Origin of the sequence: Streptomyces sp. NRRL F-5126 (genome assembly GCF_000721265.1) — a bacterium.
Classification (GTDB): Bacteria; Actinomycetota; Actinomycetes; order Streptomycetales; family Streptomycetaceae; genus Streptomyces.
This window is the reverse complement of sequence record NZ_JOFZ01000001.1, coordinates 496,756-511,694: the sequence shown is the minus strand read 5'-3', so window position 1 is coordinate 511,694 and position 14,939 is coordinate 496,756. Positions and strand designations below refer to the sequence as shown.

14 protein-coding genes are annotated in these 14,939 nt (G+C 73.5%); 5 read left to right on the top strand and 9 right to left on the bottom strand.

Annotated features, from left to right (window positions below):
- Positions 1-76 precede the first annotated feature (76 nt).
- The gene (locus tag IH48_RS0102370; RefSeq protein WP_030898393.1) at positions 77-472 is read left to right on the top strand and encodes a PPOX class F420-dependent oxidoreductase; all 396 of its coding nucleotides are present in this window, start codon (positions 77-79) and stop codon (positions 470-472) included.
- 71 nt (positions 473-543) lie between these two features.
- Here the strand turns inward: IH48_RS0102370 and IH48_RS0102365 are convergent, their stop codons facing one another.
- Genes IH48_RS0102365 through IH48_RS0102355 form a run of 3 tightly spaced genes read right to left on the bottom strand, consistent with a single transcriptional unit; the run spans position 544 to position 3,220 of the window.
- Positions 544-1,203 carry a response regulator gene (locus IH48_RS0102365; RefSeq protein WP_030898391.1) on the bottom strand — a complete coding sequence of 220 codons (660 nt, stop codon included), beginning with the start codon at positions 1,201-1,203 and terminating at the stop codon, positions 544-546.
- Positions 1,200-2,387: a sensor histidine kinase gene (locus IH48_RS0102360; RefSeq protein WP_030898389.1), complete on the bottom strand. Its 1,188-nt coding sequence runs from the start codon at positions 2,385-2,387 to the stop codon at positions 1,200-1,202. The genes IH48_RS0102365 and IH48_RS0102360 overlap by 4 nt, the downstream gene beginning before the upstream one ends.
- A complete protein-coding gene (locus IH48_RS0102355; RefSeq protein WP_030898388.1) occupies positions 2,384-3,220 on the bottom strand; it encodes a CPBP family intramembrane glutamic endopeptidase in 837 nt (278 codons plus the stop codon). The genes IH48_RS0102360 and IH48_RS0102355 overlap by 4 nt, the downstream gene beginning before the upstream one ends.
- 463 nt (positions 3,221-3,683) lie before the next feature.
- Between IH48_RS0102355 and IH48_RS0102350 the strand changes: the two genes are divergently transcribed.
- Positions 3,684-4,514 carry an isocitrate lyase/PEP mutase family protein gene (locus tag IH48_RS0102350; RefSeq protein WP_030898386.1) on the top strand — a complete coding sequence of 277 codons (831 nt, stop codon included), beginning with the start codon at positions 3,684-3,686 and terminating at the stop codon, positions 4,512-4,514.
- On the opposite strand, the gene IH48_RS0102345 is transcribed toward IH48_RS0102350, so the two are convergent.
- Together IH48_RS0102345 and IH48_RS0102340 are read right to left on the bottom strand one after the other, a co-directional pair.
- Positions 4,504-5,205: a histidine phosphatase family protein gene (locus IH48_RS0102345; protein WP_051838988.1), complete on the bottom strand. Its 702-nt coding sequence runs from the start codon at positions 5,203-5,205 to the stop codon at positions 4,504-4,506. The genes IH48_RS0102350 and IH48_RS0102345 overlap by 11 nt on opposite strands.
- 20 nt (positions 5,206-5,225) lie before the next feature.
- Positions 5,226-6,713: an FGGY-family carbohydrate kinase gene (locus tag IH48_RS0102340; RefSeq protein ID WP_030898383.1), complete on the bottom strand. Its 1,488-nt coding sequence runs from the start codon at positions 6,711-6,713 to the stop codon at positions 5,226-5,228.
- A gap of 235 nt (positions 6,714-6,948) precedes the next feature.
- Here IH48_RS0102340 and IH48_RS0102335 point away from each other — a divergent pair, with 235 nt between their 5' ends.
- Together IH48_RS0102335 and IH48_RS0102330 are read left to right on the top strand one after the other, a co-directional pair.
- The gene (locus IH48_RS0102335) at positions 6,949-7,974 is read left to right on the top strand and encodes a 2-hydroxyacid dehydrogenase (RefSeq protein WP_030898382.1); all 1,026 of its coding nucleotides are present in this window, start codon (positions 6,949-6,951) and stop codon (positions 7,972-7,974) included.
- Between the two features lie 55 nt (positions 7,975-8,029).
- A complete protein-coding gene (locus tag IH48_RS0102330) occupies positions 8,030-9,541 on the top strand; it encodes an FGGY-family carbohydrate kinase (protein ID WP_030898381.1) in 1,512 nt (503 codons plus the stop codon).
- 84 nt (positions 9,542-9,625) lie between these two features.
- On the opposite strand, the gene IH48_RS0102325 is transcribed toward IH48_RS0102330, so the two are convergent.
- The gene (locus tag IH48_RS0102325) at positions 9,626-10,621 is read right to left on the bottom strand and encodes an NADPH:quinone reductase (protein WP_030898379.1); all 996 of its coding nucleotides are present in this window, start codon (positions 10,619-10,621) and stop codon (positions 9,626-9,628) included.
- Positions 10,622-10,838: 217 nt separating this feature from the next.
- On the opposite strand from IH48_RS0102325, the gene IH48_RS0102320 reads away from it, so the two are divergent.
- Positions 10,839-12,371, top strand: a complete 1,533-nt coding sequence (locus IH48_RS0102320) for an amino acid permease (protein WP_051838986.1) — start codon at positions 10,839-10,841, stop codon at positions 12,369-12,371.
- Positions 12,372-12,387: 16 nt separating this feature from the next.
- On the opposite strand, the gene IH48_RS0102315 is transcribed toward IH48_RS0102320, so the two are convergent.
- The 3 genes from IH48_RS0102315 to IH48_RS0102305 are packed head-to-tail and all read right to left on the bottom strand — an operon-like array spanning position 12,388 to position 14,875.
- Positions 12,388-13,137: a class II aldolase/adducin family protein gene (locus tag IH48_RS0102315; RefSeq protein ID WP_030898374.1), complete on the bottom strand. Its 750-nt coding sequence runs from the start codon at positions 13,135-13,137 to the stop codon at positions 12,388-12,390.
- 20 nt (positions 13,138-13,157) lie between these two features.
- Positions 13,158-14,174 carry a non-homologous end-joining DNA ligase gene (gene ligD, locus IH48_RS0102310; RefSeq protein WP_030898370.1) on the bottom strand — a complete coding sequence of 339 codons (1,017 nt, stop codon included), beginning with the start codon at positions 14,172-14,174 and terminating at the stop codon, positions 13,158-13,160.
- The gene (locus IH48_RS0102305; RefSeq protein ID WP_030898367.1) at positions 14,171-14,875 is read right to left on the bottom strand and encodes a DNA polymerase ligase N-terminal domain-containing protein; all 705 of its coding nucleotides are present in this window, start codon (positions 14,873-14,875) and stop codon (positions 14,171-14,173) included. The genes ligD and IH48_RS0102305 overlap by 4 nt, the downstream gene beginning before the upstream one ends.
- Between the last annotated feature and the right edge of the window lie 64 nt (positions 14,876-14,939).

Sequence of the window (14,939 nt, the reverse complement as noted above, 5' to 3'; positions counted from 1 at the left end):
CCGGCCCCTGCTGCGCACCCGGCAGCAGGCATCCGGGGAGAACCGCGCCGGATGAAGTCCGACAGGAAGTGCAGGCATGACAGACAGTCTCGTTCCCGACAGTCATGCGGACCTGCTGGAGAGGCCGCTGTTCGGCCATCTGGCCACGATCCGCGCGGCGGGCGGGGTACAGGTGAACCCCATGTGGTTCTCCTGGGACGGGGTGTTCGTGCGCTTCACGAACACCACGACCCGCTACAAGTACCGTAACGTGACGGCCGATCCGCGTGTCGCGGTGTCCGTCAACGATCCCGAGCGGCCGTACCGCTACCTGGAGGTACGGGGCGAGGTGGTACGCATCGACGAGGACCCGTCCGGCGCCTTCTTCATGACGCTCGCGCAGCGGTACGGAATGGAGCTGGACGGGCCGCCGCCGGACGCGCCCGACCGGGTCGTCTACGTGGTGAAGCCCACGGCGGTCAGCTTCCAGTAACGCCTTCGGGCAGGACCTCTCCTGGGCCCGGCAGGCCCGGGAGGAGTCCGGAGCGGCGGTGTGGCGGCCCGTCAGGTCGCCAGTCCGTTGCGGTACGCGTAGATGACCGCCTGGACGCGGTCGCGCAGGCCGAGTTTGGCGAGGATGCGGGAGACGAAGGTCTTGACGGTCTCCTGGCTGATCAGGAGCGTCGCGGCGATCTCGCTGTTGGACAGGCCGTCCGCGATGTGGCGCAGCACCTCCAGCTCGCGCGGCGTCAGCGGGCTCTCGTGCGCCGTGGCCTCCGCGGGGCGGATGCGGGCGGCGTAGCGGCCCACGAGCTGGCGCGTGACGTCGGGGTCGAGCAGCGCGGCGCCCGCGGCCACGGTGCGGATGCCGTGCAGGAGCCGGTCCGGCGGCGCGTCCTTGAGCAGGAAGCCGCAGGCCCCCGCGCGCAGCGCCTCGTAGACGTACTCGTCCAGGTTGAACGTGGTCACCACGAGGATCTTCACGGGGTTCCGCGCCCCGGCGCCGGCCAGCAGGCGCGTCGCCCCGATGCCGTCGAGCACCGGCATGCGGATGTCCATCACCACCACGTCGGGGCGCAGCTTCTCCGCGAGGTCGACGGCGGTCCTGCCGTCCCCGCACTCGCCCGCGACCTCCAGGTCGGGCTGCGCGTCGATGATCGTCACGAGTCCGGTGCGCACCAGCATCTGGTCGTCGCAGACCAGGACCCGGGTGGGCGCGGTCACGAACCGCTCCCCGCGGGTATGCGCGCCCGCACGACGAAGCCGCCGCCCGCGCGGGCGCCCGCGCTGAACTCGCCGCCCAGGACGTCGACCCGTTCCCGCAGGCCCGCCAGGCCGCGCCCGCTCCCGCCGGTGGGCGACACCGCCCGCGGCGCGTCCTGCGAGGCGGAGACGTCCTGCGACGCGGGCGCGTCCGTCCCGACCTCCACGCTGATCTCCCTGTCGCCGTGGCGCACCTGAACCGAAGTGCGGCTGCCGTGAGCGTACTTGAGGGCGTTGGTCAGCGCCTCCTGCACGACGCGGTAGGCGACGAGGCCGGCGCTGCCGGTCGACTCGGCCGGGGTGCCCTCCTCGGTGAACTCCACCGGCTGGCCCGCCCTGCGGGTCTGCTCCACGAGGGTGAGCAGCCGGCCGGCGGCCGGCTCCCTGTCCTCGCCGGTGTGGCCGGGCGCCAGCAGGTCGAGCAGGTGCCGCAGGTCGGTGATGGCCAGCCGGCCGGTGTCGCTGACGGCCGTCAGGGCGTGGTCGAGGCGGTCGGGCGAGACGGTCAGGTACCGTGCGGCCTCGGCCTGGACGACCATCGCCGTGACGTGGTGGGTCACCACGTCGTGCAGTTCGCGGGCGATGCGGGCGCGTTCGGCGGTGCGCGTGTCCTGAGCGACGCGGCGGCGGCGTTCGGCCTCGGCGGCCCGGGTGGCGCGCAGCCACACCCCGATGCCCCACGCGAGGGCAAGGGCCAGGTAGAACGTCACGTACTCGTCCGGCGACTCGCCGGAGCCCAGCCGGGACAGCGCGAGAGCGAGCACCGCGTAGGCGGCGGTGAACAGGGCCACCGCGGCCCGCCGGTGCCGGCCGAGTGCGTACCCCGCGACGATCAGCGCGAGGGGCAGGGCGGTTCCGGCGGGCGAGTGGTAGCCGCGCAGCTGGTCGGCCGCGAAGCCGAGCGACACGAGACCGAGCGCGGCGAAGGGCCACCGGCGGCACACGGCGAGCGGGAGGCACTGCACAGCGACCACCACGACGGCCGGCGCGTCGAAGGAGTGCGTCGGCACGTCGCCGAGCCGCGTGCCGTACCCGCGGAGCTCCGGCAGCAGCGAGAGAGCGAACAGCACTACCGCGAAGGGGAGGTACCACCCGGTGGCGGCGAAGCGGCGCCACGGCCCGGGCAGCCGCGCGGGATCGATCACGGGGCAACTGTAGCGGCGGCGCCTGCCCGTTCGGCCTTGCGGCGGAGCGGCACCAGACGGCCGCGCCGGTGGGCCAGCCACAGGAACGCGGCCGTCACCAGCGCGCCGAGCAGCACCGCGTAGACGCTCGCTTCCGGGCCGAACGCGCCACCGGTCACGAGCGAGGAGCCGGAGGTCGCGGAGTCGAGCAGCCCGTGCGTGGTGCCATTGCCCGACACGTCGGTGCTGAAGATGCCCGACTCGGCGAAGTTCCAGCCGAAGTGGAGGCCGATCGGCACCCACAGGTTGCGGGTGGCGGCGTACGCGGCGGCCAGCGTGCCGCCCGCCTCAAGCGCGATGGCAATGGCTCCCCATACGGTGGCGTCCTTGTTCAGCAGGTGCGAGCAGCCGAACACCACGCCGGTCGCGGTCAGCGCGATCCATGTGCCGAAACGGCCCTCGACGATCCGGAACAGGACGCCGCGGAACAGCAGTTCCTCCGTCACGGCGGCGGCAGCCATGAAGCCGACGAGCCCCACCGCGCCCGTCACCGAGCCGATGCCGTGCACGTGGTAGTCGCCGAGCAGAGCGATGTTGGCGATGACCACCCCGAACCACACGACGCCGATCAGCACCCCCCGGCCGACCGCGCCGGCCGCGCCCTCGCGGGCCACCTCCTCCACCGTGCGGTGCTCGGTGCGCCGCACCACCCACGCGTAGACGAGCACCGAGAACACCGCCGTGGCCACACCGATCACCAGTGTGAGCCACGGGTTGTCCTGCACGACCGCAACGGCCTGGCTACCCGCCTCGGCGATCGCCGCCACGGCCAGGAGCTGCCACACCAACCTCATAGAACACTCCTCAGGAACCCGCGGCCGGAGCGCCGCGGCTGCCGGGAACGCTACGGATCGGGGAAGCTGAAATCGTCACCGCGCAGGGGGTACTTGCACGTAGCTCGCACGGGGGACGGCCACCGTCTGCCACGCCGCGCTCGGCACGCGGGTGAGCCACCGCGCCCGGAACCGGAAGGCCGGCAGCCCGCGCGCGACCACAACCCGTCCCGCTGCCGTCGGGGCGGCGCGGCCGCCGCGGCGCCCCGGCCGGCCGCTGGGAGGAGGCGGCGGGCTTCACCCTTCATCCCCGGGCATCGTCATGGTGCGGCCTGGCACTCGCATTCGGCCGCCGCACGCCTGCCGCTGCCCGAGTGGCCGCAGGCCCGAATCCGGCCCGGTGCATGCCCTTGCCGCGTAGTCTTCCCGTGACATCGGCCCCACGGCCACGACCACGGCCACGACTAGGAGCACGGGGAAGACCATGACTGCTGACACGCACCCGGCCGCCTCACGGGAAAAGGCCCTGCGGCTGCGCGCCCTGACCGAGGAGGGCGTCCTCGTCCTGGCCAACGCCTGGGACGCGGCCAGCGCCGCCGTGATCGCCGAGGCCGGCGCGCGGGCCATCGCCACCACGAGTGGCGGCGTGGCGTGGTCCCTCGGGCGCGGCGACGGAGAACACGCCGACCTGGAGCTCATGGCGGGCGCCGCCGCGCGGATCGCCGCCGCCGTCGACGTGCCCGTCACCGTCGACGCCGAGAGCGGATACGGCGACATCGCGGAGGCGGTACGCCACTTCGTCACGGCGGGCGCCGTCGGCGTCAACCTGGAGGACTCGGGCGCGCCCGGCGGCGGGCTCTACTCCGCGGGGCAGCAGGCCGCGCGCATCCGCACGGCGCGCGAGGCCGCCACCGCCGCGGGCCTGCCCGAACTGGTCATCAACGCCAGGACCGACGTGTACCTGCGCGGCGTCGGCGCACCCGAGGGGCGCCTCGACGACGTACGGGCGCGCACCGCCGCGTACGCCGAGGCCGGCGCCGACGGCATCTTCGTGCCCGGGCTGCTCGACCTCGACGCGCTGCGCGCGATCGCGGAGGGGCCGCTTCCTGTGAACGTCATGGCGGGCCCCGGCGCGCCTGCCGTCGCCGAACTCGCCGCCGCTGGGGTCCGCCGGGTCAGCATCGGCACGGGCGCCGCCCAGGCCGCCTACACCGCGGCCCGTGCCGCCGCCGTCGCACTGCTCAAGGACGGCACGTACGGGCCCCTGGAGGGCGCGCTCGACTACCCGGCGCTCAACTCCCTGTTCACGAAGTAGCCGGGCCGGAAGGCGGCTGCTCCGTCGGCACGTTGTACGACATGAGCGACGCCTGCCGGCGCCCCCCCGTCCACATCCGCAGCTCCGTCACGGCGCCGTTTCCCAGGCCGGGCAGGACGCGGCGGTAGTCGTCCAGCGGGATGGCGAGCAGGTGGCAGAGCACCAGGCGGTACAGGGTGTTGTGGGCGACGACGAGCACCCTGCCGCCGCGGTGTGCTTCAGCGACGCGCCACAGCGCCTCCGCGCCCCGGGCGGCGGCGGCAACGGGGTCGTCGCCACCGGGCAGCGGCCGGGTGGCCGGGGCGCGCACGAACTCCTCGACCGCGCCCGGGTCCCGCGACGCCACCTCGGCCAGCGTCCGGCCCTCCGCGATGCCGAAATCGAGCTCCCGCAGACCCGGTTCGAGCGTCTCGGGCAGGCCGGTCGTACGCAGCGCCGGGGCTGCCGTGCGGCGCGCGCGGGAGAGCGGGGACGCCACGACCGCGTCGAGCCGGGCCGCCGCGGCCCAGCGGCCGAGCGCCTCGGCCTGCGCCTCGCCGCGTGCGGTGAGGGCGATGTCGCTGGTGCCGGTGTACCGGTTCTCGGCGTGCCACACCGTCTCACCGTGCCGGGCGAGGAAGAGCGTGGCCGCTTCGCCGGGCTCCGTCTCTGCGGACCTCGCCGCGTCGGGTTCCGTCTCGTCGGGCCTCATCGGGGGACCGCCATCCTTCCTCATCCTTTCTCGCGCGCGTACCGTGCCGTCTCCTCGGGCAGCCAGCCGCGCCGCGCCAACTCGTCGACCAGCACGAGGAACACACCGTCGAAGCGTTCCTTCACGGCGTCCCGCGGTGTGACCTCGTCCGCGACGCGGACCATGGACCCCAGTGCCTCCGGGGGCACGCCCGCGCCCCGTGCGGCGAGTACCGCCATGCCCAGGGCGGAGCCTGCCCCTTCCGGGACGGTCGCGGGCCTGCCGAGCACGTCGGCCCGCAGCTGGTTCCAGTACGCGCTGCGCGTGGCCCCACCCGTGAAGGCGATCGGCCCGTCGACGCGCGCGCCCAACTGCCGTACGTACGCGAGGCAGAGCCGCTCCACCAGCGCCACGCCCTGGAGCAGGGACGCGTAGCGGTCGGCGTCGTCCGCCGGGGTGCCGAGCGTGAACAGCTCGGCGTCCGGGGCAAGGAACGGGAACCTCTCGCCGCGCGAGACCAGCGGGTACGTGATCGCGCCGGCCGGCTCGCGGTCCGCCGCCGCGCGGTCGAGCGCGGCCAGGTCGGCGCCGGGGAACGCCGCCGACAGGGCGCCCGCACCGGCGCTCGAAGCACCGCCGGGCAGCCAGGTGGAGTCGGGGGACAGGTGGTTGTAGAGAACGCCCGCCGGGTCGTGCAGGGGCTCGGCGGTGACGCCCTTGATGACGAGCGTCGTGCCCAGCACGGAGTTCCAGCGTCCTACCTCCCAGGCACCTGAGCCGAGTTGGGCGGCGCAGCCGTCGGTCATCCCGGCGATCACCCGGGTGGACGCGGGCAGGCCCGTCTCCTCGGCGGCCGCCGCTCCGACCGTGCCGAGCACGGTGCCGGGCAGCACGACGTCGGGGAAGGTGAGGCCCCCGAGGCCCAGCGCGTCCAGTACGTCCGTCGGCCAGGCGCGCCGCCTCGTGTCGTAGCCGGACTTGAGCGCGTGGCTGGAATCCGTCGCGACCGGCCGTCCCACGAGGCGGGAGGTGACGAAGTCGGCCTGGTGGCACACGCGCGCCCCCGTCCGCGGGCCGCTGTCGCCTGCTCCGGTGCGGCCCCCGGCGAGCCTGACCAGCTTGGCCAGGGCCCAGCTCGGCTGGATGCGCTGCCCCAGCTCCCGCCACAGCTCCTCGCCGGCCTCCTGCGCGCGGCGCGCCTCCTGGACCGCGCGCCCGTCGTCGTACATCAGCGCGGGCGACACGGGCTCGCCCTCGGCGTCCGTCAGCAGCACCGTTCCCGATGTGCCGCACACGGCGAGCGCGTCGACGGGCGCCGCCAGGCCGCGTACGGCCTGGCGCACCGCGTCGACCGTGGCCGACCACCAGTCGGCGGGCAGCTGTTCGTGCCGCTTGCCGTCGCGCGTGCCGGTCAGGGGCGCGGAGCCCCGGGCCGCTACGCGCCCGCCCGACGTGACCGCGAGCGCGCGCACGCTCTGCGTGCCCAGGTCGATGCCCAGCCATACGCCGTCGTCGTCAGCCGTTGCCACGGTCCCACCTGCTCCCACGTCGTCGGGCCACGTCGTCGGGCCACCTGGTCCGAATCGCCTCACCCTACGTTCCAGTACGCGATTGGTTTCGCCCGGCGCGCGCCGGGAGCGCCGGCCGCGCGGGCGGCGGCCGTAGTCTCTGATGCGTCCGCGCCGCAGCCCGCAGCCCGCAGCCCGCAGCCCGCAGCCCGCAGCCCGCAGCCCGCAGCCCCGACCGCCAGGGAGGCCCCGCCCGATGAGAATCCTCGCCGCAGGCGACCACTTCGTCGCCCCCGACCTCTTCGCCCGGGAGCTCGCCGCCGTACTCGGCGATGGCCACGGCCACACGGTGGCCCCGCTGACGCTGCCCTGGCCGCTCACACCCTTCGGCCCCGTCTCCGAGGTCGACGAGGCGTCGGGCGACGAGGACACGATGATCGAGGCGCTCGGCGACGCCGAGGTGTGCCTCACGCAGATGGGGCCCGTCACCGCAAAGGTGCTCGCGTCGGCGCCCTCGCTGCGCCTGGTCGTGGTCGGGCGCGGCGGACCCGTCAACGTCAACCTGGAAGCCGCTGAGGAGCACGGCGTGCGCGTGTGCAACACGCCGGGACGCAACGCCGCCGCCACCGCCGAGTACACGGTCGCGATGATGCTCGCCGCGATGCGCCGCATCCCCGAGACATCGGCCGCGCTCGGGTCCGGGCGCTGGGCCGGCGAGTTCTACACGTACGAGAACTGCGGCCCAGGACTCGACGGCGCGACCGTCGGGCTCGTCGGCTGCGGCGCGGTCGGCAGCCGGGTCGCCAGGGCCCTGACGGCCTTCGGCGCACGCGTCCTCGTGTACGACCCGTACGCGGACGCCGCCACCCTGCGCGACGCCGGCGCGACCGCCGTAGCCACCCTGGACGAACTGCTGCGTGCGAGCGACGTCGTCTCGTTGCACGCCCGGCTCACCGCGGAGACCCGCGGGCTGCTCGGCGCCCGCGAACTCGCGCTGCTGCCCGACGGAGCCGTCGTCGTCAACTGCGCGAGAGGCGCCCTGCTCGACGAGGACGCCCTGTGCGACGGCCTTGAGTCCGGGCGGCTCGCCGGCGCGGCGCTCGACGTGTTCGCCGTCGAGCCGCCGCCCGCGGACAGCCGGCTGCGCACGGCACCCCGCCTGGTCATGACGCCCCATCTGGCGGGCGCCAACACGGCGGTCGCGCACAACGCGGCGCGGATCGCGGCCGCCGAGGTGGGCCGGTACCTGCGCGGTGAGCCGCTGGCCCACCGTGTCGTCTGAGTCGTCTGAGTCGTCCGAGCCGTCCGGGATCTGAGTCGTCTGAGAGGGGCACACGGTGTTCGTCGGACTTGACATGGGAACGTCTGTCGCCAAGGCGGTGGCCTTCGCGGAGGACGGCACGGCGCTGCGCACCGAGTCGGTGCCGGTGTCGCTCGGCGGCAGCGGCGAGCGCGTCGAGCAGGACGTCGACGAGGTCGTACGCGCGGCGGTGCGTGTGATCGACGCTGTCGCGGGCGGCGGTGCGAACGGTGCCGCGGGCGGCGGAGCTGGCGGGGGCTCCGACGGCGGCCCGCCGGCACTCGTGGCGATGACCGGGCAGGGCGACGGCCTGTGGCTGGTCGACGCGGAAGGGCACCCCGTGCGGCCCGCGCTGTCGTGGATGGACGGTAGAGCGGGCGATCTCGTCGCAGGCTGGATGGCGGACGGCACGGCGCTGCGGCTCTTCCGGCACACCGGCAACGTGCTGTTCCCGGGCTCCCCCGGCGCGCTGCTCGCGTGGCTCGACCGCAACGAGCCCGCGACGCTCGACGCCGCCACGACAGCCGCGTGCTGCAAGGACGTCCTCCACCTGCGGCTGACCGGCGAGCGCTGCACCGACCTGTCCGACGCCTCGGTGCCGTTCCTCGACCCGACCACCCGCACCTACTCGCCGCAGGTCCTCGAAGCGCTCGGCATCGAGCACCGCGAAGGACTGCTGCCGCCGGTCTCTGCGACGGTCCCCTTCGGGCGGGCGCGCGGCGACGTCGACGGCACCGGCCTGCCCGAGGGCACACCCGTCAGCTCAGGGCCCTACGACCTGCCGGCCTGCGCGCTCGGCGCCGGTATCACCGAGCCGGGTGACGGGCTGCTCATCATCGGCACGACGCTGGCCTGCGAGGTCGTCGCCGAGCGCGTGGTGCGCGACGGCGACCCCGTCGGCTTCCACCTGGCCACCGACCGCGCCGACCGCAACCTGCGCGCCCTGCCCGCGATGACGGGCACGGTCGCCCTCGACTGGGTTCTGGGCATGACAGGCTCACGGCACGAGCACGTGTCGGGGATGCTGGACGAGACACCGCGCGGCGCGCGGGGAGTCGCGGCGCTGCCGTACCTGTCGCCTTCGGGCGAGCGCGTCCCGTTCGTGGACCCGCGCGCCCGCGCCGAGTTCACCGGCCTCGACCTGCGGGCCTCGCGCGCGGAGCTCGTACGGGCCATGTGCGAGGCGATCGCGTTCGCGGCCCGCCACTGCCTCGAAGCGGCGGGCCTGACGGGCGAGCTCGGCGTGTGCGGCGGCGGCGCGCGCAGCCTGCCGTGGCTGCGGGTGTTCGCGGACGTGCTCGGCCGACCGCTCAAGGTCGCCCGCGGCCCGGAGCCGGGCGCGCGCGGCGCCGTACTCGCGGCGCTCGCCGCGCGCGGCGCCGACCTGGGCCTCGCGGTGGACACGGCGCGGTGGACGGCGCCCGACCTCGTGGTCGACCCGGACCCCGAGGGCGTCGCGTACTACGAGGAGGCGTACGCGGACTACCTGTACCGGGTGGAGGCGGCCAGGTCCCGCTGGCACGGCGGCCCTTGCGCGCACACGGGCTGACGTACCTGCGGGGCGACGTACCCGCGGGCCGACGTACCTGCGGGCCGACGTACCCGCGGGCCGGCACGCCTCTTGCGGCTGCGCTCAGGCGGAGGCTCCCGAGCGGTCGGCAAGGTCCAGCAGGACCTTGCCGACCGCGCCCTGCTCCACCGCCTCGTGCGCGGCGGCGACGTCCGCGAGCGGGTACCGGTGCTCGGGCAGCGGCGTGAGCGCGCCCGCAGCCGCGACGGCGTTGACCTCCGCCACCGACTCGGCCAGGTCCGTGGCGGGCACCCCGTACAGCAGCACGAAGCGCAGCGTGACGTTCGCGGTCATCAGGGCGCGCACCGGCAGCGAGACGTCCCCCGCCGCCGCGTAGCAGGAGATGACCGTGCGCGGGCCGCTGACGGCAAGGTCGAGTTCCAGGTTCGCGCCGAGTGCCACCTCGACGATCCGGTCCACGGGGCGGCCCTCCGCGTACGCCCTGACCTGGTCGATCGCGCCCGCCTCCCGGTAGTTGACCACGTGGTCGGCGCCGGCCGCGGCCGCCTGCTCCGCCTTCTCGGGACTGCTGACGGTGGTGATCACCTTCGCGCCGGCCTGCTTGGCGAGCTGGATCGCGTAGTGGCCGACCGCGCCGGCGCCGCCCGCGACGAGGACCGTCCTGCCGTTGAGGCGTCCGTCGGCGAACAGGCACCGGTGCGCGGTGATCGCCGGCACGCCGAGGCAGGCGCCGAGCACGTCGCTCACGTTGCCGGGCAGCGGCACGGCGCGATCCGCCGGCACGACGCAGTACTCGGCGGCGCTCCCGTACCGGTTGCCGAACGCGGCGAGCCAGAGCCACACGCGCTCCCCGACCCGCGCCGCGTCCACGCCCGCACCCACGGCGTCGATCACACCGGAACCGTCCTGGTGCGGCACCTGGAAGCCGTCGATCGGGCGCGCGGTGGCGCCCTCGCGCGTCTTCACGTCCGTCGGATTGAGTCCGGACAGGGCGACACGCACCCTGACCTGCACACGGCCGGGCTCCGGACGGTCGATGTCCTCGACCAGGAGGACGTCGCGGGCGGATCCGTTGCGGTGGTACAGAGCTGCTTTCACGGTGTCGTTCCTTCTGCCGCGAGTCGGGCGGTGGCGCCGTGGGGGCGCCGGCGGCTCGATCGTACGGCGATCACCGCGGCCACTGCGATCACGCAAACCCCACGCCTTTGCATGTGTGATCAATCTCCCGCCTGGATCGCCAATTGCGGGGCATGAGGACGTGCTCGGCTCACTTATGGTGGGCCGGTTCCCCCCACGAACGAAGCGAGAACACATCGTGAGCAGCGAAAAGACCGTCCAGGACCCCGACACCCGGGGCAGCGGCGGTCAGGCCGGCGCGGAAGCGGCCGCCGGACGGGCGGACGCGGGCGACGTCGGCTACAGCAAAGACCTCAAGTCGCGCCACATCAACATGATCGCGATCGGCGGGGCCATCGGCACCGGCCTCTTCCTGGGCGCGGGAGGACGGCTCGTCTCGGCAGGCCCGGCGCTCGCGGTGGCGTACGCGGTGTGCGGGCTGTTCGCGTTCTTCGTCGTGCGGGCACTCGGCGAGCTGGTGCTGCACCGGCCTTCGTCGGGGTCCTTCGTCTCGTACGCGCGGGAGTTCCTCGGCGAGAAGGGCGCGTACACGGCCGGCTGGATGTACTTCGTCAACTGGTCGACCACCGGCATCGCCGACATCACGGCGGTCGCGCTGTACGTGCACTACTGGGGGATGTTCACCGCCGTGCCGCAGTGGCTGCTCGCCCTGATCGCGCTGGCCGTCGTGCTGTCCATCAACCTCATCTCGGTGCGGATCTTCGGCGAGATGGAGTTCTGGTTCGCGATCATCAAGATCGCGGCGCTCGTCGTCTTCCTCTGCATTGGTGTGTTCCTGCTGGTCACGCAGCATCCCGTGGGCGGCAGGACGCCCGGCTTCGACATCCTCACCAGTCACGGCGGGATCTTCCCGCAGGGGCTGTTGCCGGTGGTCGTGGTGCTCCAGGGCGTGGTCTTCGCGTACTCGGCCGTCGAGCTGATCGGCGTCACCGCCGGCGAGACGGCCGAGCCGCACAAGATCGTGCCGCGCGCGGTGAACTCGATCATGTGGCGGGTCATGGTGTTCTACGTGGGCTCCGTGGTGCTGCTCGCGCTGCTCGTCCCGTACACGGGGTTCTCCGCCTCGCAGAGCCCGTTCGTCACCGTGCTGTCGAAGATCGGCGTGCCGGCGGCGGGCGGCGTGATGAACCTCGTCGTGCTCACCGCCGCGATGTCCAGCCTGAACTCGGGCCTTTACTCGACGGGCCGCATCCTGCGCTCCATGGCCATGGCGGGCTCGGCGCCGCGCTTCACCGGCCGGATGAACCGCCACCAGGTGCCCTACGGCGGCATCCTGCTGACCGCGAGCGTCTGCGTCCTCGGCGTGGGCCTGAACTACGTGGTGCCGGGCGAGGCGTTCGAGATCGTCCTGAACATCGCGTCGCTCGGCGTGCTGACGGCCTGGGGCATGATCATGCTCTGCCATCTGGTCTTCGTGCGCAGGGCCAAGCAGGGGCGCGTGCAGCGCCCCGCGTACCGGCTGCCGGGCTCTCCGGTGGTGGAGATCGTCACGCTGGCGTTCCTCGCGGGCGTGCTCGTCCTGATGTGGTTCGACAAGCCGGTGGGCCGCAACACCATCCTGATCGTGCCGGTCATCGCGCTGGCCCTGGTCGCGGGATGGTTCCGGGTACGCGGCCGGGTCGGATCCCCTGCGAGCGGTGGCTCCGTCGCAGTCACCGGGGCCGACGCGGGCCCGAAGGCGGGCGGGCCCGGCGGGGACGCTCGCCGCTGACGCCGACGGGTGGCCGTCAGAGCCCGAGGCCGGCGTGGGCCAGCTTGGCCGCGTTCGCCCGCCACACCATCTCGTCGTTGAACCCGTCGCCGAGGTCGGGCAGCTCCGCGATGTCCGCGTCCGGCAGCACGGGCGGGGTGCCGTGCGCGTGCGCCGCCAGCGTGATCTTTGCCAGGGCGTCGAGGTTGAGGGCCCTGACGACGGCCTGCTGCACGGTCCTACCCGTCGCCACGATGCCGTGCCCGCGCAGCACGCACGCGGGACGGTCACCCAGCACGTCCGCCACCTCCCTGCCGAGTTCGGGCCGCGTGACCAGCACGCCGCGCGGATAGACGGGGATGCCGCCGAGCGCCATTCGCATCGCCGGGATGTTGTACGCCCCCACGATCGGGCGCAGCGTCAGCCCGCCCAGGTCCGCCGCCACGACCGACGGCGGGTGCACGTGCACCACCGCCCGCACGTCCGGGCGTGCCTTCAGCACCTCTTGGTGAATGGGCAGTTCGTTGGGCGCTTTCACCCCGTCCGGCAGGCCGGATGCCGGTCCCCGCAGCGCCACCCGGTGCACGTCGGCCCGCTCGGTGAACAGCAGGCCACGCTCGCGCGGCCCACGGCACCGTACGTGCAGGGCGTCGGGCGCGTCCGCGTCGCGCAGACTGATGTGGCCGAGAATGTCCTCCGCCAGCCCCTGGTAGGCGAGGATCCGGCAGCCCACGGCTATCAGTTCGGCGGGGTCGACCGAGGACGGAACGGTGTCACGAAGGCTCATGGGCGAACGATAGCCGCACCTCAACCGGCGACCGGCTTCTCCCGAACCACCTCACGCGGTCTCTTGTCCCGCCTCAGGCCCAGGAAGCGCGGATGGCGCAGCATGCCGTCCCTGGTCCACTCACTGAAGCCGACCTCCGCGACCAGCTCGGGCCGCGCCCAACGCGCCGTATGCTCGCGCACCTGGTCGTCGAACGGCCTGGTGGTGGTGGCCAGTTCGTCGAGCCGGCTGCGTATGTCGTGCAACGTGGCACGGTCGTACCCGGTCCCCACCTTGCCCGCGTACCGCAGCTGCGCGCCCTCGTAGTAGCCCAGCAGCAGCGCGCCGAAGCCCGTGCGCGAGCCGGCGGGTTCCGTGAAGCCCCCGACCACGAACTCCTGGCCCCGCTGGCACTTGAGCTTCAGCCAGTCGCCCGACCTGCGCGGCTGGTAGCCCCCCGCGGCGCGCTTCGCTATCAGCCCCTCCCAGCCCCGGGCACACGCCTGATCCAGCAGCTCCTGACCGCCGTCGTTACGGTGCGGGGTGAAACGCACCGGCGGACGGTACGACAGGGCCCTGCGAAGCAGCGCTTTCCGGGCCCGCAACGGAAGTCGGGCGAGGTCCGCGCCGTCCAACCGCAGGATGTCGAAGACGTAGTACGTGACGGCGACCTTGCTGGCGCGTGCCCGGCGCTCGTCGGTGATGCCGAGGCGCTGCTGGAGACGGGAGAAATCAGTACGCCCGTGGGAGTACGCCACGACCTCGCCGTCCAGCACGAAGTCGGTGGACCCCTGCTCCTGCAGCGCGTCCACGATCTCGGGGTACGTCGCGTTCTGACGCTGACCGGTGCGCGACAGGAGCCGCACGCCCCGCATGTCGCGCACGGCCAGAACACGGACCCCGTCGAGTTTTCGCTCGAAGATCCACCCGCCCGCGTGGAAATCCCTGCGGTCGCTCAGCGTGGCCAGCATGGGCTGCGCCGCCAACTCGGCACCCGACGGGGCGTCGGACAGCAGCCGCCGCTCATCGTCGGTCAGGGAGGCAAGCAGCTCACTCATGACGTGGTTGTCCCCTTCCCGCCTCCGGTTCCCGCCCCCTGCGACACCTGCCGCAAGGTACGGCCCGACCTCGCAGACCTGGCCCTGCGTGGGTCGGGCGTGGTGCGGCCCGAGCGGTCCGCGCCCGTGCCGGAGCGTTTGACCAGCAGCCATGCTTCCTCGCCGTCGTTCTCGCGGCCCGTGCCGCCACCACCGCGGAAGCGCGTGAGCGAGAAGCCACCCTTCAGCTTCGGTCCGTCCAGCCAGAAGCTGGCATGCCCTTTCGCCAGCGCCTTCGCGAAGGATGCCTCGTCCCCAGGGGCGCCGTCCTTGTTGAGCGGCCGGTACGTACCCGCGTCCCACACGATCACCGTTCCGGCGCCGTACTGCCCCCGGCCGATGACGCCCTCGTACTCGCGGTACTCCAGTGGGTGATCCTCGGTCGGGACCGCCAGACGCTTGTCCCCGGGATCCGTGGAAGGCCCCTTGGGGACGGCCCAGGACTTGAGTACACCATCCACCTCAAGGCGGAAGTCGAAGTGCATCGTGCTTGCATCGTGGATCTGCACGACGTACGACGCCTGGCCGCCACCCGCGCTGCCCTGCCACCCGTGCCCCTGGCCCTCTCGCGCTTCGAGGTCACCCGTGCCGCCGCTCGGTTCGCTCGTGGCGCCGAAATCGCGCTTGCCGCGGTAACGCCGCAGCGACTCTGCCTTTCCCACAGGCCCTCCTTCCGTACCGGACTCTGCCCGGGTACCCCGCGAGCGACTTCCGTCCCACCCCGCC

Bases quoted from the DNA above. Each gene is read 5' to 3' on its own strand.
- IH48_RS0102355 (WP_030898388.1), bottom strand. From the start codon at position 3,220: ATGAGGTTGGTGTGGCAGCTCCTGGCCGTGGCGGCGATCGCCGAGGCG.
- ligD (WP_030898370.1), bottom strand. From the start codon at position 14,174: ATGAGTGAGCTGCTTGCCTCCCTGACCGACGATGAGCGGCGGCTGCTG.
- IH48_RS0102345 (WP_051838988.1), bottom strand. From the start codon at position 5,205: ATGAGGCCCGACGAGACGGAACCCGACGCGGCGAGGTCCGCAGAGACG.
- IH48_RS0102335 (WP_030898382.1), top strand. From the start codon at position 6,949: ATGAGAATCCTCGCCGCAGGCGACCACTTCGTCGCCCCCGACCTCTTC.
- IH48_RS0102315 (WP_030898374.1), bottom strand. From the start codon at position 13,137: ATGAGCCTTCGTGACACCGTTCCGTCCTCGGTCGACCCCGCCGAACTG.
- IH48_RS0102350 (WP_030898386.1), top strand. From the start codon at position 3,684: ATGACTGCTGACACGCACCCGGCCGCCTCACGGGAAAAGGCCCTGCGG.
- IH48_RS0102370 (WP_030898393.1), top strand. From the start codon at position 77: ATGACAGACAGTCTCGTTCCCGACAGTCATGCGGACCTGCTGGAGAGG.